Source organism: Amycolatopsis minnesotensis (assembly GCF_039529815.1).
Classification (GTDB): domain Bacteria; phylum Actinomycetota; class Actinomycetes; order Mycobacteriales; family Pseudonocardiaceae; genus Amycolatopsis; species Amycolatopsis minnesotensis.
Map to the genome: position 1 here is coordinate 29863 of NZ_BAAANN010000048.1, position 24643 is coordinate 54505.

16 protein-coding genes are annotated in these 24643 nt (G+C 70.7%); 5 read left to right on the forward strand and 11 right to left on the reverse strand.

Going from position 1 to position 24643, the window contains the following annotated elements:
* Positions 1–38: 38 nt before the first annotated feature.
* The 3 genes from ABD256_RS38820 to ABD256_RS38830 all read right to left on the reverse strand — a co-directional run bounded on the left by ABD256_RS38820 (position 39) and on the right by ABD256_RS38830 (position 3150).
* Positions 39–1238: a cytochrome P450 gene (locus ABD256_RS38820; RefSeq protein ID WP_344430436.1), complete on the reverse strand. Its 1200-nt coding sequence runs from the start codon at positions 1236–1238 to the stop codon at positions 39–41.
* Positions 1186–1908, reverse strand: coding sequence for a tRNA-dependent cyclodipeptide synthase (locus tag ABD256_RS38825; protein ID WP_344430438.1), 723 nt, complete (start codon positions 1906–1908; stop codon positions 1186–1188). Before ABD256_RS38825 ends, ABD256_RS38820 begins: the two co-directional genes overlap by 53 nt.
* A 471-nt stretch (positions 1909–2379) precedes the next feature.
* Complete coding sequence (locus ABD256_RS38830; protein WP_344430439.1) at positions 2380–3150, reverse strand: class I SAM-dependent methyltransferase; 771 nt, start codon at positions 3148–3150, stop codon at positions 2380–2382.
* Positions 3151–3272: 122 nt separating this feature from the next.
* Between ABD256_RS38830 and ABD256_RS38835 the strand changes: the two genes are divergently transcribed.
* Together ABD256_RS38835 and ABD256_RS38840 are read left to right on the forward strand one after the other, a co-directional pair.
* Entirely contained in the window at positions 3273–3989 is a 717-nt protein-coding gene (locus ABD256_RS38835) for a tRNA-dependent cyclodipeptide synthase (protein ID WP_344430441.1), read from the forward strand.
* Positions 3986–5209, forward strand: coding sequence for a cytochrome P450 (locus tag ABD256_RS38840; protein ID WP_344430443.1), 1224 nt, complete (start codon positions 3986–3988; stop codon positions 5207–5209). Before ABD256_RS38835 ends, ABD256_RS38840 begins: the two co-directional genes overlap by 4 nt.
* A 233-nt stretch (positions 5210–5442) precedes the next feature.
* Here ABD256_RS38840 and ABD256_RS38845 read toward each other — a convergent pair whose 3' ends face one another.
* The 6 genes from ABD256_RS38845 to ABD256_RS38870 are packed head-to-tail and all read right to left on the reverse strand — an operon-like array spanning position 5443 to position 18455.
* Positions 5443–6969 (reverse strand): ArnT family glycosyltransferase, encoded by a 1527-nt coding sequence (locus ABD256_RS38845; RefSeq protein WP_344430445.1) that lies wholly within the window; start codon positions 6967–6969, stop codon positions 5443–5445.
* Between the two features lie 8 nt (positions 6970–6977).
* Positions 6978–8771, reverse strand: coding sequence for a fatty acyl-AMP ligase (locus tag ABD256_RS38850; RefSeq protein WP_344430447.1), 1794 nt, complete (start codon positions 8769–8771; stop codon positions 6978–6980).
* Positions 8772–8801: 30 nt separating this feature from the next.
* Positions 8802–9818 (reverse strand): alpha/beta hydrolase, encoded by a 1017-nt coding sequence (locus ABD256_RS38855; protein WP_344430449.1) that lies wholly within the window; start codon positions 9816–9818, stop codon positions 8802–8804.
* Between the two features lie 7 nt (positions 9819–9825).
* The gene (locus ABD256_RS38860; RefSeq protein ID WP_344430451.1) at positions 9826–16188 is read right to left on the reverse strand and encodes an SDR family NAD(P)-dependent oxidoreductase; all 6363 of its coding nucleotides are present in this window, start codon (positions 16186–16188) and stop codon (positions 9826–9828) included.
* Positions 16188–17312, reverse strand: coding sequence for a fatty acid desaturase family protein (locus tag ABD256_RS38865; protein WP_344430453.1), 1125 nt, complete (start codon positions 17310–17312; stop codon positions 16188–16190). The genes ABD256_RS38860 and ABD256_RS38865 overlap by 1 nt, the downstream gene beginning before the upstream one ends.
* A gap of 30 nt (positions 17313–17342) precedes the next feature.
* Positions 17343–18455: a ferredoxin reductase gene (locus tag ABD256_RS38870; protein ID WP_344430455.1), complete on the reverse strand. Its 1113-nt coding sequence runs from the start codon at positions 18453–18455 to the stop codon at positions 17343–17345.
* 539 nt (positions 18456–18994) lie between these two features.
* Here ABD256_RS38870 and ABD256_RS38875 point away from each other — a divergent pair.
* Positions 18995–20605, forward strand: coding sequence for an acyl-CoA carboxylase subunit beta (locus ABD256_RS38875; RefSeq protein WP_344430457.1), 1611 nt, complete (start codon positions 18995–18997; stop codon positions 20603–20605).
* Between the two features lie 50 nt (positions 20606–20655).
* Positions 20656–22056, forward strand: coding sequence for an MFS transporter (locus ABD256_RS38880; protein ID WP_344430458.1), 1401 nt, complete (start codon positions 20656–20658; stop codon positions 22054–22056).
* 17 nt (positions 22057–22073) lie between these two features.
* On the opposite strand, the gene ABD256_RS38885 is transcribed toward ABD256_RS38880, so the two are convergent.
* Positions 22074–22715, reverse strand: coding sequence for a TetR/AcrR family transcriptional regulator (locus tag ABD256_RS38885; protein ID WP_344430460.1), 642 nt, complete (start codon positions 22713–22715; stop codon positions 22074–22076).
* 133 nt (positions 22716–22848) lie between these two features.
* Here ABD256_RS38885 and ABD256_RS38890 point away from each other — a divergent pair, with 133 nt between their 5' ends.
* Positions 22849–24312: an alpha/beta fold hydrolase gene (locus ABD256_RS38890; RefSeq protein WP_344430461.1), complete on the forward strand. Its 1464-nt coding sequence runs from the start codon at positions 22849–22851 to the stop codon at positions 24310–24312.
* Here the strand turns inward: ABD256_RS38890 and ABD256_RS44570 are convergent.
* Entirely contained in the window at positions 24261–24623 is a 363-nt protein-coding gene (locus ABD256_RS44570) for an HNH endonuclease signature motif containing protein (protein ID WP_425546596.1), read from the reverse strand. The two genes, ABD256_RS38890 and ABD256_RS44570, sit on opposite strands and share 52 nt — an antisense overlap.
* Positions 24624–24643: the final 20 nt, after the last annotated feature.

The following is a 24643-nucleotide window of genomic DNA, read 5'->3' on the forward strand; positions in this document are numbered from 1 at the left end:
GGGCTCGAGCCCACCTCCGGCACCAGTCTTACCGGTGTTCACCAGGTGACGGGTATCTGGGTTGGGCGGGTGAAGGTGATGTCGTTGCGCCAGGGGATTTCTTTGGCGTTGATCGCGAGGTAGAGGGTGGGGAGGTGTTCGAAGAGGGTTTGCAGTGCGGTGGAGATGTACATGCGGGCGAGTTGGGAGCCGAGGCAGTAGTGCGGTCCGGCGCCGAAGGTGGCTTCGGCGGTTTCCTTGCGGGCGATGCGGAACTTTTCCGGGTTCCGCACGTGGCTGGTGTCCCAGGTGGCTGCCTGCATGGAGGCGGCGACCCCGTCGCCTGCTTTGATCAGGGTGTCGTGCAGCTCCACGTCCTCGGTGGCCACGATGGGGAAGCCGAGGACTCCGTTGTGGTAGTAGCGCAGGACTTCTTCGGCTGCTTTCGGCCAGAGTCCGGGGTCGGCCAGGCAGCGGTCGAGCTGGTTGCGGTGTTCCATGAGGATCAGCGCGCCCTCGGCGGTCGGGGCGATGACCGCGTCGGTGCCGGTGAACAGCAGCACGAACACCGTGCCGATCATCTCGTCCTCGCTGATCTCGCCTGCTTGCCTCGCGGCGATCAGCGCGCCGATCGGATCGTCGTGGTGGGGCGAGGCGGTGCGGACGGTGAGGATGCGGGTGACGAGCTGGCGGATGTTCGCGGTTTCCTCGGCGACCTCGTCGGGCCCGGAGGTCAGGGAGGCCATCGAGCGGAAGATCCGTTCGTGCTCGGCCCACAGCTCTTCGGGGACGCCCAGGACCTGCCGCATCACCTGGAACTGCAGGGGTTGTGCGTAGGCGGCGACCAGATCGGCCGGGTTGGGGCCCTCGGTCATGGCCTCGAGCAACCGGGTGGCCTCTGTGGTGACGTGGTCGCGGTAGTCGGTGACGGTGCGGCGGGTGAAGAACCGGGACACGACGCGTTTGACGCGGGTGTGATCGGGCGGGTCGAGGTGGAACAGGCCCCGTTCCACGGTGGTGATGTCCTGGCCCGCCACGCGTGGTGAGTTCGCGTCGAGGTGGCGGGAGAACCGGCCGTCGGCGAAGACCTTGGCGATGTCATCGCGGCGGGTGAGCATCCAGATGCGGTCACCGGAGGGCAGCCGGACCGGGCACACCGGGGCGTGCTTCTGCGCCCAGCGGATCAGTGGCGGGAGGCCGCCGAGTTCACCGAGCGGGAACGGGTACCGCAGCGGCAGGGTCGGCTCGGCGGCGTTCATGATCGTTTTCCTCCCGGTCGGTGACGACGGCGTAGCCCTGCCCCGGTGCGGGCCGCACCGGGGCACCGGGGCGCAGGAACGGGTCCAGCAGCTCCATTTCCTTGTGGTAGACGAACATCGTGGACTCGACCTGGTACACCTCGGGCCCGTCGAGGACCAGGGGCAGCTCGGCCAGCGCGTAGCCGACCGCGAGGTCGATCCGCTCGTCGGTGATCTCCGGCTCGGAGTCCATCCGGTCGATCGCGGCGCGGGCGGTCGACCGGCAGGCGCCCCGTACCGCGGGGTTGTGTTCGTAGGCCTCGTGCACCCGGGCCAGACCGCGCTGGTACTCGGGCCGGCTGTGCAGCTGGGTCCAGGTCAGGACGTGCTTCTCCGGTTCAGGTTCCCCTGCCGCGGTCAAGGCGCGCAGGGCCGGGTTGCGTAGCTTGTTGATCGTGCGGCGGGTGCGGCGCACCGCCTCGCTGACCGGGAACCCGGCCGCGACCAGCGTGTGCGCGGCCTGATAGCCCGGCACGAAGACGTCGACCTTGCCGAAGGCCTGGCGGGCCCAGGTGGTCAGGGCCTCGATGTAACGCGGCTTGTATCGCCCGTTCCACGGGCTCAAGCCAATCGTGACGTGCTCGGCGCCGGGCAGGAAGTACCTCTCGTCAAGCGGATCGAGGGTGAACACGGTGACTGCACGCTCCTCCTGCTACACGGTCGCGATGCCGATCACCGTGCGCGCCGCGTCCAAATAGGACTTTGGCCGGATGGCGTCGGCTTTTGGGCAGCAAATGCACGGCCAGCACGAGGTCGAAATTCCCGTCGACCACTGTTTCCGCGTCCTGGCCGCCATTACATATCCCCACGCCGAACCGAACCGAAACCCGGGTGAAGATCAACCGAGGTATGTTGACCCTATTAGCGCACCGCCACAAAGCACAGCGTGACCTCTGGCGAACGCCGGTAACACAGGTAGCCGAATCGTCTTTGACACACAATTCGATGTCGAACAACAGGGGCGCCTCACGCGACCGTAGAACAACCGTCCTGTGATTAAGCCTCTACGATCCGCACGCCCGCGACGCGCGCCTTCCACGCTCGCTTGGAGCCCGTCACCACAGCTACACCACTTTAGGTAACTCTCTTGTTACTTTATGTTTCAGTCGTGGCGGACCGGGTCACTCTTCACTGCGTGCAGGATCACAGCTTGGGGCGCGGCGAGGTAGGCCGCCCAGTAGTCGGAGCCGTGCCGTTCGATGCCGTCGGCGGAGACGGTGGGGTGGGTCCACGACAGGTGGGCGAATCCGGCTGTGGTGGCCGCGTGCTGGTAGGCGTGGCTCGACCACCAGCGGGCGGTGACGTCGAACGCGTCTCCGCTGGGAAGCTGGGCGTGCAGGGTGACGGGGGCGCCTTCGCGGTCCTCGGGCTGGGTGAGGGTGAAGCCGTAGCCGGCGTAGTAGTCGCGGCCGCGTCCGTAGCCGGGGTTGAGCGTCATCGCGATCAGGCGGCCGCCGGGGGCGAGTGCGCGGTGGGCGGTGGTGAAGAACCCGGCCAGTTCGTCGTGAGTCGTGGCGTAGCAGAGCACGTAGACCGAGAAGACCAGATCGAACCGGTCGGCCAGCTCGGGATCCCCGTCCGGGCCGGGGTGGGTGGCGTCGTGCTGCCGGTAGCTCACCGGCGGCGGGGTCCGCGGGTGGGCGCGGGCGGTGTCGAGCATGCCCTCGGAGACGTCGATGCCGAGGACCCGGGTGGCGCCCCAGGCGGCGAGGCGACGGGTGTAGAGGCCCGAGCCGCAGCCGAGGTCGAGCACACGCAGACCGGCGACGTCGCCGACAGCCTGGCGTATCGAGTGGTGCTCAAGGTGTTCGCGGAAGGGCAGTTCCACCGCGGAGCGCTCGTAGGTGTCACCCAACGCGTCGAATTCGGCCATGCCGCTCGTCTCCCGTCCGGTCCCCGGATCCGGTGCTGCGTCGGTTCGACGGTAGCGCCCCCGCTCCGGTCGCGCCTACCGCCGCGCAGGCGTGCCCTCATGCCAGCGAAAGGAGAACCCGCATGTCTCAGGAGTTCCATGTCTCGCCCTACACCGAGCGCTGTGCCCGGGTCTGGGATCAGGCCGAACACGCGGTGATCGGCTTGTCGGTGTGGAACAGCTACTTCTCGCCCCGCCGGGTCGAGGCTCTGATCGGCTGGGCCGCGCGCGCGTTCACCGCGATCGACGTGGTCATCCCCAGCTACGAATCGGCCTACACCCTCGTCGCCGCCGGAATCCCGCCCCTGCAGGCGGTGCGCCGGGCCCGGCGGGCGGTGGTCAAGTTGCGGGTACCCGCCCGGCGCGCACTCGCCAGCGCCGGTCCGGGTGAGCAGCACCTGCACACCACCACCAGTCTGTGCGGCCGTCGCCGCTACCGGTACCTGCTGCGCACCGCCCGCGCGGGCTACCAGCGCGAGCCGGCGCTGCGCGCCGCGTGCCACGCCGTCGCCGAGCAAGCCCTGCGCTCGGTGCCCGGCGACGTGGCCGAGCGCACCCCGCCGACCGCGGACCAGCTGGCGATCGCCGCCCGCTACGCACTCGCCGAACTGCCGCTGCTCGCCGACGCACCCGGCATCTTCGGGAAGTCCTCCTCCCTGGTGCTCTACCACCGCCACATCCCGTTGGCCGACCCGCTGCTCTCCGGCGCCACCGACGCCATCGGCCTGTGCCCCCACCAGGGCTTCGCGATCGCCACTCCCGCCACCGAATCGCCACGCACGGAAGGCACCCCGCGATGAACACCACGCCCGTGCGCGACACCGAACTGCCACTGCGCTACCCGTTCCCGCGTGGCCCGCTGGGCACGCCACCCCCGCTGGTGCACTGGGCCCGCAAGCACCACCCGGTGTGCCCGGTGCTGCTGCCCTCCGGCGTCCGCGCCTGGATGATCACCCGCAAAGACGACATCGCGGCCGTGCTGGCCGACCGGCGCTTCTCCCGCGACCTCGCGTTCGCGGGCGCGCCCCGCCTCGTCGGGGAAGACTTCACCGCCGTCCCCGGATCGATCTTCAACCTCGACCCACCCGAGCACACCCGCATCCGCCGGATCGTCGCGCCCTACTACACCCGCACCGCCACCGAACGCTACGTCCCGGTCGTCACCGGCCTGGTCGACGACGCCCTCGACACACTGGCCGCCGCACCGAACCCCGCCGATCTCGTCGACACGTTCGCCGCACCACTGCCCCCGGCGATCGCCTGCGCCCTGCTGCACGTCGACCCCGACCTCCGCGCCGCGTTCGTGGACAACTTCGCCATCCAGACCACCTTCGTCGACAACCCGGCCACCATGACCGACGCGACCACCGCCATCGCCGGATTCACCAGCCAGATCATCGACTCCCGGCGCCACGACCCACCCGAGCACCGCGACGACCCCATCGGCGCGCTGCTCACCGCCCACGAGCACGGCACCATCAGTGCCGACGAACTGCACGGCACCGCCTCCTACCTCATGGTCACCGGCGTCGAATCGCTCGTCTCCCCCATGGCAACCGGCCCGCTCACCCTGCTGCTGCACGGAAACCAGCTACGCGACTGCCGGAAGAACCCCGAACTGTGGCCCCGCGCGGCCGAAGAAGTCCTTCGCTACCACCACAACGGTGTCCTCGGCCTCCCCCGCATCGCCCTCGAAGACGTGGACCTGCACGGCATCACCATCCACCGAGGGGACGCGGTCTGCGCCACCATGCTCGGCGCCACCTGGGACCCCGGCCACTACCACAACCCCGCCAAATTCGACATCCACCGCGACGAAAACGCCGACCCCACCTTCGGCGCCGGCCCGCACTACTGCATCGGCGCCAACCAAGCCCGCATGATCCTCACCATCGCCTACCAACGCCTGTTCCAACGATTCCCCACCCTCGAACTCGCCGTGCCCGACTACGAAATCCCCTTCGACACCGACTCCATGTTCATCCGCCCCACCACCCTCCCCGTCACCTGGCAAACCTGACCGCCGAACTCGTGGTTGAGCTGCACGGCCCCGAGCTGAACCGTGACGGCACGTCCGGCCGCCGCTGCCCGGAAATCCCGAATGTCCGGTGCTGATCACCAGCGAGCGGACACTTGGCCAGTCGTCCTACGGCCGTATGCGACACACCCCTGTCGGTTCGTTCGAGCAGCGCCTCGCGCGACGCCAGCCGGTCATGTGAGGTCGCGTGTTTCGGAACGCACCACCTCCACGGGTCACGGCCGGTGCATCCGATCCCAGAGTGCGGGCCACGGGGCCAGCGGGCGGGTGCACACCCAGACCGGCACGCCCTCGTTGGCGATGGGCACGCCGACGCCAAGCCGCACCACGCCCGCCTGCCTGACCTCCCCGAAGAACCGGCCGAGCCCGCTCGCCTCCCCGCCGACGTAGAGCACCTGCTTCGTGGTGTCCGGTGGCGCGCCCGCGTACCAGTATCCGCGTTCGGGCCCGTACGCCGGTGGCAGCCCGCGTTCCGGCCCGTAGACGTCCAGCGCGCCGGCCTGCCAGTAGGAGTCGCCCATCACGACGGTGTCCGCACGCGTCCGCGGCGGCAGTTCGCGATAGGCCGCCGCCGCGGTGTCCACGAGTTCCGGCCAGCCGTAGCTGCCGCCGGAAACGTGGTCCAGCATGGTGATCCCGGTGAACCCGGTCGCGGGCCGCACGGGCAGTGCGAGGTAGACCGCCAGCGGGACGGCGAGCAGGTACACCGGCCAGGTGGGCACCCAGCGCCACCAGCGCGCGGGAGGCCGCCGTTCGATCCGGACCGCGGCGGCCGCGAACAGGACCGCGTACAGCCCGGCCAGGTAGTAGTACCGGTCCGCGGTGACCAGGAAGAACGCGGTGGCCAGTACGGTGGCCCAGCCGAAGAGCCGGTAGGCGCGCAGCTCCGGCGCGCGCAGCAACTGGAACAACCCGTGGCAGGCAAGGAAAGCACCGGGCAGGAGCCCGGCCATCAGCACCGCCAGCGGAACGGTCGCGAGCGCTCCCCCGAGCAGCCGGTCGTTCTGCTCGGTGACCACCGACTGCATCAGCAGATACGGCCAGCCGTGCCGCGCCTGCCAGATCAGGGTCGGCGTGGTGGCCAGCACGGTGACCGCGCCGCCCGCCCACAGCGCGGGCCGGGCGGGCAGCGTTCTCGGCCCGGCGATGAGCGCGCCCGCGACCAGCGCGAGCCACAGCACGAAGATCAGGAACTTGCCCTGCATGGCGACCGCGGTGGCCAGCCCGGCGAAGAGCAGCAGCCGATCGGACCTGGTCCGCACCCAGCGCGCCACCAGCCAGCTGACCAGCACCCAGCAGAACGGGTCCACAGTGGACGTGGCGAGCACGTGCCCGGAGGCGAGCAGCTGCCAGGACAGCGCGTAGGCGCCCGCGGTCAGGACCTGCGCCCTGGTGCCGCCGCCGAACTCCCTGACGATCAGCGCCGCCAGCACCACCCCGGCCGAGGTGAGCAGCAGGGGCAGCAGCCGCAGGCCGAGCACCGATCCGGGGAACACCGCGTCGGCCAGCCTGGCCAGTTCGGGCAGCAGCCACGGATTGTCCGCGTACCCCCATGCCGGGTGGTGCTTCGCCGAGGCGAGGAAGTACAGCTCGTCCCCGAAGTAGCCGAACTTGGCGCTGACCGCCAGCAGCACCACGCCGACGGCGGCCGCGATGCCCGATACCGGGAGCCGCGCGAACGGCGGGGTCGTCGGGTCCGATGTGGACGTTGTCGCGGTTTCGGTGCCGCCGGCGGAGTCCATGATCGGATTCAGCCGAGGGTGCCGAACGAACCGTCCACGTACCGCGTGCGGCAGCCGGATCGCCGGATCTTGCCGCTGGAGGTGCGGGACAGCTCACCGGGTTCGACCACCAGTACGTCGCGCAGGGCGAGTCCGTGGTGCGCGGAGACGGCTGCCCTGACCGCGGCCGCCACCTCGGCCCGGTCCAGTTCTTCCGACGGCACCTGCCTGGCCCGCTCGGCCACCACCACGGCCTGTTCGCCGTGCTCTCCCGGCACGGAGAATGCGGCGGCGGCATGGCGCCGGATCGCCGGATGTGCCTGTTCCACGGTGTGTTCGACGTCCTGCGGGTAGTGGTTGCGCCCGTCCACGATGATCAGGTCCTTGATCCGGCCGGTGATGAACAGGTCGCCGCCGACCACCACGCCGAGGTCACCGGTGCGCAGCCAGCCCGGCCGCCCGGGATGGGGTTCGACCGCACGACCGTCCTCATCGGACAGCCTTGCCTCGAACACGTGCGCCGATTCTTCTTCCCTTCGCCAGTATCCCGTGCCCACGTTCGGCCCGCTGGACCAGATCTCGCCGACCCGCCCGTCGGGCAGGACGGTCGCGGTGCGCGGGTCGGCGATCCTCAGCCGCTGCCCGACCGGCTGCCCTGCGGACACCAGCGTGGAGCTCGACTCGGCGCCCTGCGCCACTTCGACGGCGCGGCCCGCGGCCAAGCTGACCCGGTCGAAGCCCTGCCGCCGGGGCGGGGCGCCGGCCGGGGACACCGAGACCATCACCACGGCCTCGGCCAGCCCGTAGGTGTGGCGGTGCATCCTCGGTTCGGCGCCGCAGCGGGCGAACGCACTGTAGAAGGTGTCCAGCGTGGACGGAACTACCGGTTCGCTGCCGTCGCCGAAGGTGACGACGTGGTCGAGGCGCAGCGACTCCTTGTCCTGTTCCTTGGTGCGCGCGGCGACGTAGCCGTAGGCGAAGTTGGGCGCGGCGGTGATCGCGGCACCGTCCACCGTGGACAGCACCTGGAGCCACCTGGTCGGCTGAGCCAGGAACGCGATCGGATCCATCAGCACGGCGGGAAAGCCTCCCGCGATCGGGGAGGCGATGCCGACCACCAGCCCCATGTCGTGGAACAGCGGCAGCCAGCTCACCACCGTGCTGCGGCCCCGTTCGCCCTGGTACGCCTCGACGCCCTGCCTGGCGTTGGCCATCACGTTGCCGTGCGTGATCATCACCCCGGCCGGGTTCCGCGTCGAACCCGAGGTGTACTGCAGGTACGCGAGGTCGTCCGCCGCCAGCCGTGGTGGTTCGTAGTCCTTTTCGGACAGCAGGGGAAGCACGTCGACGGCGAGCAACCTCGGCACGGACATCTCGTGTTCGGTGAGGAAGCCCTCCACCGCGTCCGCGTGGTCGCGGGTGGTCAGCACGAGCGTCGGCGCGCAGTCGGTGAGCACCGTGACGAGACGTTCCGCGTGGCCCGGCAACGGGTTCGGCTCGTACATGGGCACCGCGACCAGCCCGGCGCGCAGCACGCCGAGGAAGGCGGCCACGTAGTCCACCGACTGCGGGACCAGCACGGCCGCGCGATCTCCCCGGTTCGCGTGCCGCTGGCACCACGCCGCGACGGCGTCGACCCGGTCGTTCAGCTCACGCCAGGTCATCGAGGTGATGGCTCCGGCCTGACTGGTCCGGTAGTCGACGAAGGCGACCGCGCGCTCGTCGCCCTGCAGCGCGGCCCATCGCGCCAGCGCCGACGGCAGTGACTCGTCCAGGGTGTGCGCGGAACCGTGGCTCCGCTGCTGTTCCGGGGTCGTCGTCATGAGCTTCCTCCCTCGATTCGGTGCTGGGTCTCAGATGCCCATGCCGCTGGCCAGGATCGGCCAGGAGCGGTGCAGGGCGAACTGCCAGTACGGCCAGGTGTGCGTGCCGGCGCCGTACCAGTCGACCGTGACCGGAACCCCGTTCTGCGTGAGCTTGTCGGTGAAGCCCCGGGAATTCGACAACGCGACGCTTTCGAGCAGCCCGCCCGCGGCCGGTGGACCCGCGGGATCGTCCAGCGGCCCGGTGTCGCCGTTGCCCGCGGAGACGTACAGCTTGGTACCGCGCAGCTTGTCCGTCTTGAAGGCCGGATCGTGGTCCTCCCACCGCGCCCGCTGCGACCACGGATCGCCCCACAGCACACCCCAGATGGGGAATCCCTGCGCGATCATGTTGAGCTGGGTGACCTCGGGGATACCGGGGGCCAGCACGTCGACCGCGCCGCTGTACGAAGCGGCGGCGCCGAACCTGCCCGGATACCGGGTGGCGTACTCCATGGCGCCGTAGCCGCCCATCGACAGGCCGGCGACGGAACTCTTCGCGCCCGTGCCGTATCCCCGTTGCAGGATCTGCCAGACCTCGGTCATGTGGAACGCCCGCCAGTCCGGCTTGGCGGACAGGCCGTAGTTCCACCATTCGCTGTACATGCCGATCTTGCCCGCGCTCGGCATGACGACGATCGCCGGTTTGTCCTCGGTGAACTTCGCGACATCGGTGTACCTGGTCCAGGACTCGTAGTCCTCGACAGCGCAGCACCCGTGCAGCAGCCACAGCGCGGGCCAGGTCTGCGACGAACCCCTCATCCAGCCCTTCGGCAGCAGCAACCGCACCTTCGCGTTCGCGCCCAGCGCCGGTGACTGGATCTCGAGGTCGAGGGTGCGCGTGTCGATCTGCTTCTCCGCGACCACCTTGGCGCCGTCGTCGGCGACCGCGGCCTGCTTCGGAGACGGGGACGGCGCCGCGGTGGCCGCGCCGATCGACATGAGCGCACCTGCCGCCAGCGCGACGACCGCCGCGACGATCGGCACGGGTCTGCGAGTTCGGGTCATTTCGTTCTCATCTCCTCGGGCCTGGAAGCAGTGCGGAAAGCCGGTCCGCGATCACCGCGACGTGGGGCGGGTCGATCACGCTGATGTGGTCGCCGTGCACCCGCACGATTTCGAGCGCCGGGCAGAACTCGTCCCAGCCGAGTGCGTCGTCGGTGCGCAGGTAGCGGGGGTCGAGCGTGGTGGTCAGCGGATGCGGGTCCTTGGCGCGGAACAGCAGCACCGGGCCGGGATAGCCAGCCGGGGTGTAGTTTTCCGCGATCCTCGCGTCCAGATAGGACGTTTGCTGGTGTTCGAGCACCGCCTTGCCCATGCCCGCGACCCGTTCGGCCAGCCGCCCCAGCACGACCTCGTTCCGTTCGTCCTCCCCGAGCGCGGCGAGTTCGTGGCGGGGCAGCCCGAGGTCGACCTGGTAGGTCTGCTCGATGTAGTCGATGAACCGGTGCAGCCTCGCCTGGAGCACCTCGTCCGGGGAGTGCTCGGCCGAGCGCAGGGGAAGGATGGTGTCGATCAGGGTGAGCAGTTCGATCTCGGCGCCGGCTCCGGTGAGCTGCCGCGCCACCTCGAAGGCGAGCAGGCCGCCGAAGGACCAGCCGCCGAGCCGGTACGGCCCGTGCGGCTGGTGTTCGCGGATCAGCTCCACGTACCGCGCGGCCTTGTCCGGCACGGAATCCAGCTCGTCGAGGCGTTCCATGCCGTAGCAGGTCACGTCGGCGTCCAGCAGCCGGACCAGCGGCCGGTACACCGCGGTCGGGCTGCCCGCCGCGTGGAAGAGGAACAGCGCCGGGCTGGTCCCGTCGCCGCGCAGCAGGCGCACCGGCCCGTCGCCGTGCCCTTCCAGTTCGGCGCGCACCACGTTCGCCATCCCGGCGATGGTGGGCACCGAGAACAGGTCCGTCGTCGTGACTTCGCGGCCAAGCTCCGCCGAAACGGCGGCGCGCAATCGTTCGCCGTCCCCGGTTTCGGGGAACGGCACGTCCACCGAGAACTCGTGGTCGCCGAGAACCTGGCGCCAGCGCAACGCCATCCAGCGCTCGGCCAGGTCACGGGTGCCCGGTCCGCCCAGCCGCCTGCCCGGTGCCGGTACGGCCGCGCCTGCCGGGCGGAATCCGCCCGCGAGGTGCTCGGACAGGTCGTCCAGGCTCGCCCCGCGCAGCAGCAGGGGCAGCGGGACGGTCGACCCGAAGTCGCGCTCGATGGTCGCGCGTGCGCGCATGGCCAGCAGCGAGTCCAGCCCGAGGGAAGTCAGCGGGGCTCGCGGGTCGAGAAGGGTCGCGTCCAGCCCCATCATCTCGGCGACCACGGACAGGAGGTGGCCGCGGACGACGGCGTGCGCCCGGTCCGGGTCGTCGGCGGCGAGCGCGCGCAGGGCGTCGACGCCGGACCACGGCCCGGGACCGGCGGGCGATCGGGTGGCCAGTTCCGCGAAGAACGGCCGTTCGGCCAGGCGGGGGAACAGGTCCAGGACGGCCCCGATGTCCAGCCGCGTGATGGCCGTGGCCCCGCGGGCGGAGGCGAGCACGGCCGCGAGCGCGGTCAGCCCCTCCTCGGGTGGCATCGGTTCGAGGATCGGGTTGTGGCTGTCCGCGGCGCCGCCGACTTCGGCCCACGCTCCCCATTGGATCGTGGTGGCGGGCAGCCCGTGGCCACGCCGCCACGCGGTGAACGCGTCGAGCCAGGCGTTGGCGGTCGCGTAGGCGGCTTGGCCGGGTGAACCGAACAGGGCGGCGGCCGAGGAATACGCCAGCCACCAATCCGGGTGCAGGCCCGCGCACGCCTCGTGCAAGCGGAGCGCGCCCTCGGTCTTGGCCCGCCACGCCGTGGCCACCTCGTCCGCGCCCATCGACAGCACCGCGCCGTCGGCGAGCACCCCGGCGGCGTGCAGGGCACCTCGCAGGGGCGTGCCGTCGGCGGTGGCGGCGCGCACCATCAGCTCGGCGACCCCTGGTTCGGCGATGTCGCCGGTCACCACCTCGATCTGCGTGCCGGATTCCCGGATGCCGTCGATGGCCGCCCTCGCCGTCGCGGATGGTTCCCGTCGCCCGGACAGCACGATCCTGGTGGCGCCGCGTTCGGCGAGCCATCGGGCCGCGGCGAGCCCGAGACCGCCGAGGCCACCGGTGATCAGGTACGCGCCGTCGCGCACCACCGGCGGCGCTTCGTCCGAAGTGGACAGCGCGGCCCTGGTCAGTGTCCTGGTGAACCGGTGGCCGTCCCGCCACGCCGACTCGTCCTCGGCCTGGTCCGCAACCAGTTCCCGGACCAGATCGGCGGTGCGGCCGAAATCGACCCAGCTCGCCCGCAGCTCCGGGTGTTCGAAGGCCAGCACGCGGATCAGCCCGCGCACCGCGGCGAGACCGGGGTGCCCGGTCTCGCCGGGGTGCACCACCGCGGCACCCCTTGTGGCCAGCCACAACCGGGGCGGGGTGCGGTCGAGGCCGGTCAGGGTGCGCACGATCTCGGCGACGGCGAGGGTCAGCTCGCGTGCGTCGCCGAGACCGGCGGGTGAGGCGGGGATTCCGGGAAGCAGCACCACGCCGCCGATACCGTCGTGGATCACCAGCTCATCGCGCCGCGTCAGCGGGACGGGCAGCACGCCGTGCCCCAGCTCACCGAGCCGACCCGCGATCGCGGTCAGCTCGCGCCGGGTGTCCTTGTCGTCCGCGTGCAGCACAACCCAATCCCGGCACCCAGTGACCACAGTGGACACCAGCTCGCGCGGTACCCATTCGGCCTGGTAGGCAAGTCTTTCGGGGGTGAACGGCACATCGCGGCGGTTCAGCGGGATCACGGTGACGCGATCGAACTCGGCCAGCACGGTTTCGTCGCGGTCGAGCACCCGGACGGAGCCGGTCCGCTCACCCGCCGAGCCGGGGTGCATCGAGACGGTGGCTTTGGCGGCGCGGCGGAGATCGCCGTACAGCCGTACTCCGGCGAACCGGGTGGCCAGCCACACGCCATCACCCGCGGCGGCGGCCACCGCGCGCACGCACGCGTCACCCAGCACCGGCGGCAGCACGAAACCGGAACCGGCCGCGCCACGGGGAAACTCGATGTCGACGGTCAGATCGGCGGGCTCCACACGGGACGATGGGAGCCGCGTGGTGGTCGCCGCGGTGGCTTCCGCGTGCAGTGCCCAGCCGCCGCCCGAGCGGGCGAACACCGACAGCCGCACAACCTGCCCCCGCTCGGGGACCGCGGACACCGACACCTCGGTGCGCCCGGCCAAGGGCAGGATCCGGTGCAGCACGACCTCGCGCAGTTCCAGCTCTTTCCGCCGGGGCAGGAGTTCCTTCGCCGCGGCCAGCATCAGCTCGGCGAAACCGGCGCCGGGCAGGACCGGGACGCCGTGCGCGGTGCACTCCGCCAGCCAGGGATGCGGGGTGGTGCCGACCTCGCCCCGCCACAGGGACCGGTCGGTCTCCGGTAGCTCGACCCGGTCACCGAGGAAAGGGTGCCCGCGCCGCGCGGTCGCGGCGCCCGGTGCCACCCAGTACCGCTTGTGCTGCCACACCAGGGGCGGAAGATCGATCACCACCCGCTCCGGGTACCGCCGCGACAGCACGTCCGGATGCCCGAGCGCGTGCGTCTCGGCGAGCGCGGCGGCGAATCCGTCCGTGGTGCCGTCCGGATCGCGGTGCAGGGTCGCGATCGTCGCGAGATCGGTGTACCCGAGCGAATCGGCCGTCTGCTCGACCGCCGCGCTCGCGATCGGGTGCGGTGAGATCTCCACGAAGGCGCGGTGGCCGTCGCGCATCGCGCAGGCGAGTGCCTGGGTGAAGCGCACCGGCCTGCGCAGGTTCGCGGCCCAGTACCCGATGTCGAAGGCGGGCCGCTGCCGGGGATCGTCCAGCACCGTGGAGTACCAGGTCGTGCTCGATTCCCCGGGGGGCAGCGGCTCCAGGGCTTCGCGGAATTCCGCCAGCTTCCGTTCCACCGCAACCGAATGACCCGCCCCGTGGACCGGCAGCACTTTGCTCAGCCTGCCGAGGTCGTGCACGTGCGCCGCGAGCCCGGCGACCTGGTCCGCGGGACCGCTGATCGTGCACTGCGACGGCGAGGCGTGCACGGCGACGGTCACCTCGGGGAACCGCGGACCGAGTTCGGCCAGCTCCGCCGGGGACAGTTCCACCACGGCCATCGCGCCGGCGCCTTCGGCTTCCAGGTCTTCCAGCAACGCGGCCCGGTGCACCATCACCCGCACACCGTCCGCTGTGGACAGTGCGCCCACCGCGACCGCCGCCGCCACCTCGCCCATCGAGTGACCGATGACGGCCGAGGGGCGCACCCCGTGGGCCCGCCACAGTCCGGCGAGCGCGACCTGGATGCCGAAGAGGGCGAGCTGCCGGGTGCCCAGGGTGTCGTCGCTCCCCTCGCCGTCGAGCAGCGACGACAGCGGGGCGCCTGCGATCTCCGCGAACACGCCGTCCAGATCCCGCACGGCATCGGCGAACGCGGGCTCCTCGGCCAGTAGCCGCCTGCCCATCGCGGGCCACCCGGAGCCGTAGCCGGTGAACACGAACACCGGTTCGGTGATCCCGTCGATCGCCTTGGCCTGGACGTGCTGGCGCTCGGCGAAGGCGCGCAACCGCGCCCGCAGCTCGTCGTGGTCCCCGGCGGGGATGGCGACGCGTGCCCGCGCCGGATCTTCGCCGTGCACCAGCGCCGACGCGAGATCGGTCAGGTCAACGCCGTCGTCGAGCCAGTCCGCGAGCGCGCGGGCGCGGGACCGCAGACGCTCGGGTGAGGCCGCCGACAGCGCGACGACTTCCTTGCGGGAACCCGGAAAGCGGCGGGAATGCCCGGCGCGCGGCCACTCCTCCAGCACCACGTGCGCGTTGGTGCCGCCGAAGCCGAACGACGACACCCCGGCACGGGCGAGGCCGGGATACCGGGGCCACTCGGTGGTGCCCGTGACGACGCCGAGCCGCCCCGCCGCGAAGTCGATGTGCGGGTTGGGAGTGGTGAAGTTCAAGCTCTTCGGGATCTGCGAGCGCCACAGCGCGGAGACGACCTTGATGAGCCCGGCGATACCAGCCGCGCCTTCGAGGTGACCGAGGTTGCTCTTGACCGAGCCGAGCAGCAGCGGACGGTCTTCGGCCCGCCCCGCGCCGAGCACCGCGGCCAGCGCGCCCGCCTCGATCGGATCGCCGAGCAGCGTTCCGGTGCCGTGCGCCTCGACGTAGTCGACGGTGCGCGGATGCACGCCGGCCTTCGCGTAGACCCTGGCGAGAAGCCGTTGCTGGGCAACGGGGTTCGGGGCCGTGATCCCGTTGGAACGGCCGTCGGAGTTGACCCCGCTGCCGCGGATGACAGCCAGGATCCGGTCGCCCGACCGGCGCGCGTCGCCGAGCCGCTTGAGGACCACGACGCCGCAGCCCTCGCCACGGGTGATGCCGTCCGCGCCGGCGTCGAACGGCTTGCAGCGCCCGTCCTCCGCCAGTGCGTTCACCATCCGGAAGTTCGCCGTGATGACCGGGGACAGCAACAGGTTGACACCGCCGACCACCGCCGTGGCGGCTTCACCGGAGGCGAGCGCGCCGATGGCCTGGTGCACCGCGACCAGCGAGGAGGAGCACGCCGTGTCGACGGTGACGCTGGGGCCGTGCGCACCCAGCGCGTAGGACACCCGGTTGGCCACGATCGAGGCCGCGGCGCCGGTGCTCGACCAGGCGTCGACCTGGCCGAGGTCGGTCATCGTCAGCTGCGCGTACTCGGTCGAGGACAGGCCGACGAACACGCCGCAGTCGGTGCCGCGCAACGATTCCGGCGGGATTCCCGCGGCCGACAGCGCCTCCCAGGTCACTTCGAGCAGCAGCCGCTGCTGCGGGTCCATCAGCTCCGCCTCGCGCGGGGCGATCCCGAAGAACTCGGCGTCGAAGCCGGCGACATCGTCGAGGAACCCGCCGTGCCGTGGCACGTCGTAGCCTTCCGCCTCGGCCGAGAACTGCTCCCAGCGCCCGGCCGGGACCTCGCCGACGGCCGAGCGGCCCTCCGCGAGCATCGACCAGTACTCGTCCACAGTGGACGCTCCGGGGAACCGGCAGGCCATCCCGACGATCGCCACCGGCTCACCGGGGTCGGGCGCCTCGACACCGGTAGCGGTGTCCGGGACTTCGGTACCGGTGGCCAGCACCCTTGCCAGCTCGGTGATCGTGGGCGCGGTCCAGACCAGCGTGCTCGGCAGGTCGCGGCCGAGCAGCGCGCCGATCTCCGCGGCCAGCGTGGTCGCGGCGCGGGAGGACACGCCGAACTGCTGCAACGGGTGGCCGAACTCGTGCTCGGCGACCGTCCTGCCCAGCAGCGCGGACAACCGGGCGGCGAGCCAGTCGCGCCACTGCCCTTCTCCCTCCGGCGCGTTCCCTGCTTTCATCACGCGACCCTCGCGGCCTCGGGCGCCACCCGCTGCCCGCGGCGCCCGGCCGGTGCGGTCTTGCGCGACGGCGGCAGCGCGAGGCGGAAGATCTTCTTCCACACGCTGCCGACCTGCCGGGACAGCGGGCCGGTGTTGTACCGCAGCCCGTAGCGATCGCTGATCTCCCTGACCCTCGGCGCGATCTCCTGGTAGCGGCGCGCCGGGATGTCCGGGAACAGGTGGTGTTCGATCTGGAAGCTCAGGTTGCCCGCCACGAGGTGGAACAGCTTCCCGCCCTCGATGTTGCTCGAACCGAGCATCTGCCGGTAGTACCACTGCCCGCGCGTCTCTTCCTCGCACTCCTGCTCGGTGAAGTCCGCGACCCCCTCCGGGAAGTGCCCGCAGAAGATGATGCTGAACGCCCACAGGTTGCGCACCAGGTTCGCGGTCGCGTTCCCGGTCAGCGTCGCCAGCGCGCCGGGACCGCTCAGCACCGGGAACAGCACGTAGTCCTTGAGCGCCTGCTTGACGCCCTTGTGCCACATCCGGCGGCGAAGGCCCTTGGTCTCCGCCCAGCTCTTCCGCCCGGTCCGGAGCTTCTCGATCTCCAGGTCGTGCAGCATCACACCCCACTCGAAGGCGAGCATCAGCACGAACGCGTACACGGGGTTGCCGAGGTAGTACGGCCGCCACCGCTGCGCGTCGATCATGCGCAGCAGGCCGTAGCCGATGTCGCGGTCCTTGCCGAGGATGTTCGTGAACGTGTGGTGCACGTAGTTGTGGGTGTGCCGCCACTGCTCGGCCGGGCAGACGGTGTCCCACTCGAACATCTTCGAGTTCAGCGCGGGATCGCCCATCCAGTCGTACTGGCCGTGCATGACGTTGTGGCCGATCTCCATGTTGTCCAGGATCTTCGAGATCGACAGCGCCGCCGTGCCCGCGAGCCAGGCGGGCGGGAACCAGCCTGCCCACAGCAGCGCCCGTCCGGCGACCTCGAACCGCTGCTGCGCGGTGACGACGCGCCGGATGTAGGCCGCGTCCTGCTCCCCCAGGTCACCGGCCAGCTCCCGCCGCAGCGCGTCGAGTTCCCTGCCGAGTGCCGCGAACTGCTCGGGGGTGAGCCGCGGAATGCGGGTCGCCATTGACCCTCTCCCTTCCCAGTTTTCGTCCGGTCAGATGTCCACTTCGACGTCGCCGCACGGCGCTGTCACGCACAGCTGGATCCACGCGCCGGTCTCGGTGGTGAGCGCGCCGTCGAGCACGTTGCGGACCGAGCCGCTCGTCTTGACGCTCGAACAGGAGTGGCACACCCCCATCCGGCAGCCGAACTGCGGGCTCAGGCCAGCCCCCTCGGCCTGTTCGAGCACCGTGCGCCCGTCGTTCGGCGTGGTGATCCCGCTGCGCGTGAACCGCAGTTCGCCGCCCGCGTCCCGGACGTCCGCACCGATCGCGGCGGCGGTGAACCGCTCGGCCAGCAACCGGTCTTCGATGCCCTCCTCCACCCACATCGCGCGGACCGCGTCCAGCAGCGGACCCGGTCCGCACACGTAGGTCATCGCGTCCGCGTACCCGGGGGCCACTTCGAGCAGGTGCTCCCGGCGGAACCGGCCGTCCAGCCTGCCCGCGCCCGGTTCCGCGGTGCACGAGAACACCACGTCGAGGCGGGAGCTCGCGGCGGCGGCGAGTTCGGCCCGGTACACGACATCGCCCGCGGCGCGGGTGTAGTGCAGGAACGTGATCCGGCCCGGATAGCACCGGTCGGTCAGCGTGCGCACCAGCGACATCACCGGGGTGATCCCGCTGCCGCCGCTGATCAGCAGGACGTGCTCCGGCAGCACCTCCGGCAGCACGAACTCGCCCTCCGCCTGGGAAAGCGCCACCATCAGGCCGGGTCGCGCCGCTTCCTTGAGGTACCGCGAAACCGTGCCCGCCGGGTTCACCTTCGCGGTGATCTCGATGGTGCCGTCCGCGCGGTCGGCCGAACTGGCCACCGAGAAGCAGCGGGTGCGGCGGACGCCGTCGATCTCCACCGCGAGCCGCACGTGCTGCCCGGCGCGAGCGCCCCGCCAGTTCGCGTTGGGCCGCAGGGTCAGGGTGACGCTGTCCGCGGTGTGGTGCGCGACCCCGGCGACCACGGCCCGCACCTCCCGCACCGACCACATCGGGTTGACCAGCCCGAGGTACCGGTCCACCCCGTGCGGCACGGTCAGCGCGCTGACCACCCGCGAGTCCAGCACCCGGCGCACGTGCCGCCAGCCCGCTCGCGCGAAGCTCGGATTTCGCACCACAGTCAGGCTCCAGGTCGACGGGCAAACGGTGCTGGGGTTATTTTCTGACAAATCGTGTCCGCTGTTTGCCGGCGGACGCGGCGCAGTTAATCGAGCGCTTATGCCGAAAATAAGGATTGGTGCGTGCGTGACGGGTTGTCAAGCGCGTCCTCATGACAAACCGGACAGGAACGGGGAAGCCTCATCCGCGTGAGCAAAAGTGCGGCGGCATTTTAGCATCTCAGGCAGTGGTGGCCGCCGAAGCACCGTCCGAATACGGTTTCACTGGATCGAATGTTGACGGCGTAACAACTTTCCCCGACCGCGCGGCATCAGGCGAGCCGATTCTTGTTACCCGCATGAGCATGACCGGAAGGCGCGTTGCGGATGCCCCGAGCAGATTTTCCCGGCGGCGCACAGACTTGACTTTTCCGCTTTTCCCGTGCGAGTTTCATGAGCGGGCCCGACAGTTCTCCCTGAGCCCGGAGCCCGGTATTGCCCGCCGGGCCCGTTCCGGCCCACTCTGCTTCCCGGTCCGCACACGGAGGTGACAGGACGTGTCCCTGGAGACCGATCGGCCGGCCGCGGGCGGCGCACCGGGCATCCCCGGCACGGCCGAGCGGATCTACGATCTCACCGCCCGCCGCGACGAAGTGGAGCGGATCGCGGAGAAGCGCGCGCTGGACCGGCAGCACGCCAAGGGCAAGCTGACCGCACGCGAACGGATCGAACTGCTCGCCGACCCCGGGTCCTTTGTGGAGCTCGACCAGTTCGCGAGGCACCGCTGCGCGGAGTTCGGCATGGACGCCAGCAGGCCGTACGGGGACGGGGTGGTGACCGGGCACGCGACCGTGGACGGTCGCCAGATCTGCCTGTTCTCCCAGGACTTCAGCGTGTTCGGCGGCAGCATGGGAGAGGTCTTCGGCGAAAAGGTGCTGAAGGTGATGGACCTGGCGATGACCATCGGCTGCCCGATCGTCGGTATCAACGACTCCGGTGGCGCGCGCATCCAGGAGGGCGTGGTCTCCCTCGCCCACTACGCGGAACTGGGGCGTCGCAACGCACACGCGTCCGGCGTGATCCCGCAGATCTCGATGATCATGGGGCCGTGCGCGGGCGGGGCGGTGTACTCCCCCGCCATCACCGACTTCACCGTGATGGTCGACGAAACCTCGCACATGTTCGTCACCGGGCCGGACGTGGTGCGCGCGGTGACCGGTGCGCGGGTCACCGCGGCGGATCTCGGCGGGCCGGCCACCAGCAGCGAGGTCTCCGGCAACGCCCACCACCGCGCGACCGACGAGCACGACGCGATCGACTGGGTGCAGACCCTGCTCGGCTTCCTGCCGTCGAACAACCTCGACCCCGCCCCGGAGTTCGGCGACACCTCCAGCCCCGGCCTGACCGCCGCCGATCTCGAACTCGACCGGCTCATCCCGGACTCGGGCAACCAGACCTACGACATGACCGACCTGATCGCGCGGATCGTGGACGACGGCGAGTTCACCGAAATCCACAGCGCCTTCGCACCCAACATGATCTGCGCGTTCGCCAGGATCGAAGGCCGTACCGCCGGCATCGTGGCGAACCAGCCGCGCCACCACGCCGGGGTGATCGACATCGACGCTTCGGAGAAGGCGGCCAGGTTCGTCCGGTTCTGCGACGCCTTCTCCATCCCGCTGCTCACCCTGGCCGACGTCCCCGGCTACCTGCCCGGCCTGGCGCAGGAGCGGGCGGGCATCATCCGACGGGGCGCGAAGCTGATCTACGCCTATTCCGAGGCGACCGTGCCGATGGTGACGCTGGTGACCAGGAAGGCTTACGGCGGCGGGTACGCGGTGATGGGTTCGAAGCACCTCGGTGCCGACTTCAACCTCGCCTGGCCCACCGCGGAGATCGCGGTGATGGGCGCCGAGGGCGCGGTCCGCGTACTGCACCGGCGCGAACTGGCCGCGTTGCCGGAGAGCGAGCGCGGCGCGGCCGAACACCGGCTGACCGAGGAGTACCGCCAGCGGCACGCCGGCCCGTACCTCGCGGCCGAACGCGGTTACGTCGACATGGTCATCCAGCCGTCGCGGACCCGGCTCGAAATCGCACGGGCGTTCCGGAGCCTGCGGAACAAGAAGCAGACCCTGCCGGCCAAGAAGCACGGCAACATCCCGCTGTGAAGCCGCGTCCTTTCCCCGATGAGGCCGATGATGTCCGTTGTGGACGACCGATGTCGACGGTAGCCACCGCGAGCCGGGTGCGGCGGACCGGTCCGGTACTGGCGGTGGTCGCGCTCATCGCGTTCGTGACCACATTGGACAACACGATCATCGCGGCCGCGGCGCCGTCGATCGGCAGGGAACTCGGCCTGAGCCTGGCGACCCTGCAGTGGATCAGCATCGCGTACATCCTTCCCTACGCCGGTTTGCTGCTCACCGCAGGCGCGCTGCTCGACCGCTTCGGCCGGCGACGCCTGCTGCTGGCGGGCTGCGCCCTTTTCGCCGCGGGCGCGGTGCTCGGCGGCGTCGCGAGATCCGCCGAGTTGCTGCTCATCGCGCGGGTGGCGCAAGGGGTCGCTGCCGCGTTCCTGGTGCCGGGAACCCTCAGCCTGGTCCGGACCGCGCTGCCTGCCGACCGGCGCGCGGTCGCGGTGACGATCTGGACCGCCGCGCTGGCCACTGCCCTCGCACTCGGGCCGTGGCTGGGCGGCGCGCTGGCCCAGTACCTGCACTGGAGCTGGATCTTCCTGAGCAATCTTCCGTTCGTGGCCGCGGCCGCGATCGTGCTGGCGAGCCGGACACCGCCGGAGGAGACCCGGCACGGGGCGCGGGTGCGCCTGCTCGGCGCGGTACTGGTGACCCTGAGCCTGGTCCTGCTGATGGCCTCGGTGCTGACGTCGGCCGGAACCGCGATCGCGCTGGCACTGGGTGCGGCGGGCGCACTGGGGCTGGTCGCCTCCGCGCTGGTCGAACGCCGCGCGGACACACCACTGATTCCCGCACGGCTGCTCGGAAGCCGGGGTTTCGCCGGAGCGAACGCGCTGGTCCTGTTGTGGGGACTCGGTATCAGCGGCGTGGTGTTCTTCACCCCGTTGGTACATCAGGAGTTTCTCGGCGCGAGTCCGGCCGCCGCGGGCGTGCCGCTGGTACTGGTGGCGGCCGCGGTCATCGGCACCACCCCGTTCGTGCCCGCGGTCACCCGTGCGCTGGGACCGCACCGCACGGTGTTCCTCGGTCTTGCCGTGCTCGCCGCCGGGCTGGTCGCGCTGGCGATCGCGAACGACCAGCACGCCGTCGGCCCCCGGGTGCCGGGGCTGCTCTTGGCCGGCGCGGGTTCGGCGTTCACCACGCCCATCACCACCTACGCGCTCGAACTCGTCGACGCGGAGGACGCGGGCATCGCGTCCGGCGTGCTCGCCGCCTCGCGGGAACTGGCCAGCGCGTTCGGGGTGGCCTTCATCGGGCTGGTGCTCACGCTGGTCCAGCAGGACCTTGTGCTGTCCGGTGTGGACAGAGGCCCCGCGCTGGCCGCGGGATACACCGCCGGTCTCGTCGTCGCCGCGGCGTTGCAGGCGGTGGGCGCGGTGCTCGCGCTCGTAGTGCTGCGGCCACCCGGAACACGGCAGAGCTGACCGGAGCGGCCGTCGTGCTACGGAGCCAGCAGGCTGTCCAGTTCGGCTTCGTACAGGCGGACCGGGTCGAAGTCCATTCCGGTGAAGTGCCCGGCGAGTTCGAGTGAAAGCACGCCGTGCAGGCGGGTCCAGACCGACAGGGCGCGGTGCACGGTGGCGGCGGTCGCGTCCTGCTCCCCGTCGATCAGCCGGTGCCCGGCCAGGTGCTCGTCGAACGCGGTGTCCGGCGCGTTCTTCGCATGCGGGCGGCAGGCGTCGAGCAGCGTGCCCATGATCTGCGAGGTGATCGCGGCGGTGTCCTGCGGGGCGTGATAGCCGGGCACGGGCGTGCCGTAGAGCAGGTGGTACCGATGGGGTTCCGCGAGCGCCCAGCCGCGCAGCGCGTGGCCGAGACCGGCGAGGCCGCCGTCCTCCGCGCCTGCGGCGAGCGCGTCGGCGAGGCTGCGGTAGGCGTCCCGGATCAGCTCGGTGATCAGGTCGTCGCGGCTGGCGTAGTAGCGGTACAGCGCGGGACCGCTCATCCCGAGCTGCTTGGCGATCGCCTTCAGCGACAGCGCCGACGCACCCGCCGTGGCGATCTGCTCCCACGCGTGCTCCTTGATCTCCGCGCGCAGCTGGGTCCGGTAGCGCTCACGGGGCGATGTTCCGGCGCCTGCCATGACACCACTCCTTCCGTTACAAGGGCTAACCAACGGTAGCGCCTGTCAGAGCATCCGGCCGCGAGCCTTGACGGCGTGGCAGGCTCATGCCAATGTGTTATATAGGATAACTAAAATGACTTGGAGTAACATCATGAGACGATCTTCCCGAAGAGGGCGATGGGTGCTCGCGATCGCACTGGCCACGGTCGCGGCCGGTGCCGTGCCCGCGACGGCGGCACCGGCACCGGCACCGGCACCCCGGATCGACTGGCAGGCGTGCACCGATCCCGACTTCGCCGGTATGCGGTGCGGCACGATGCAGGTCCCGGTGGACTGGTCGCAACCGCACGGTTCGCAGCTCACCCTCGCGATGACCCTCAGACCGGCGAGCGACCCGGCGCACCGCGTCGGCACCCTGCTGCTCAACAACGGGCTCGGCCGGTCGTCCATCGAGCAGCTCGGGTTCGCGATGCGGAGGCTGCCGCAGTTCGGCGGCGCGCTCACCGAGCGGTTCGACGTCCTCGCCGTCGACCCTCGCGGCGTCGGCCACAGCACACCCGTCACCTGCGCGGAACCGCTGAAGCCCGCCGGCCTGAGCTACTTCCCCGATGACCGGAACGCCTTCGCCGAACTCGTCGCCCACAACCGCAAGCTCGGGCAGAACTGCTTGCGCCGCAACGGTTCCCTCGTGGCGAAGATGGACCAGTCGAGCACCGCGCGCGACTTCGACGCCGTGCGCGCCGCACTCGGCGAGCGGCAGCTCAACTGGTACGGGATCCAGTACAGCGATCTGCTCGGCCGCACCTACGCCAAGCTGTTCCCCGGCCGGTTGCGAACCATGGTCCTGGACACCGCCGTCGACGACACGGTGTCCCCTGCCGCCTGGTCACTTCAGGAAGCGGGAGCCGCCGAAGACTCCTTCAACCGCTTCGCCGCCTGGTGCACGAACGCGCCCGACTGCGTCCTAAAAGGACACGACGTGGCTGCCGAATACGACGCGCTCGTCGACGGCGCGAACCGCACCCCCATCCCCGCTGGCACCACCCGCGCCCCGCTGACCGGTGAGGACATCCAGGCGGCCACTCAGGACCGCCTCACCCTCGCCGAGGTCGCCTGGCCGGTGCTCGCCAAGACGATCGCGAAGGCCCAAGCCGGTGACGCCAGCTCGTTCGCGGGTCCCGCCGACAAGACGACCGACGTGGTGCAGGAACGCGCGCAGGCCTGCGCGGACACCCCGAGGCAGATCCACTCCCACCGCCAGCTTGCGCAGGTGCAGCGGCAGCTCGCCGAAAAGTCGCCGCACCTGGGCGGCGCGGTGTCCTCCGCGCTCGCGATGGCGGGTTGCATCGGCTGGCCGACCCCGCCACGGCCGGTACACGCCGGTGACCCCGTGCAGGGCTCGCCGCCCGCGCTGGTCCTGCAGTCGACGCACCAGTCCTACGCGCCGCATTCGGCGGGCTACGCCATGGCGCGCCAGCTACCCGGCAGCGTCGTGCTCAGCCGCGAAGGCGACGACTACAGCATGTTCATGGTCTCGCAGTGCATCCGGGACGCGGCCAACCGCTACCTGACCGACCGCACCCTGCCCGCCCCCGGCATCGTCTGCACGGACTGACCTGGTGTTCTTCGGTGTAGCTGCGGCCGTTCGGGGTGGTGACGGTCAGGGTGCCGGTGCCGTTGGTGGTGAAGGAAGGTCCAGCCCGGTTCGCCGCGCAGCACGTGGTGGACCCGGCACAGCGGCCGGAGATTCACTTTGTCAGTGCCGCCGCCGTCTTTCCAAGCCTGTGCGTGGTCGAGGTCGGTGTACTGGGCAGGCCGATTGCACCCCGGCATACTGCACGTCCGATGCGTGACGTGGAGGTACTTCCGCATCGCACTCGGCGGCCGGTAGTTTTCCCGACCGAGGTCGACGGGCAGGCCGGTCATGGGTTCGTCGATGATCCGGT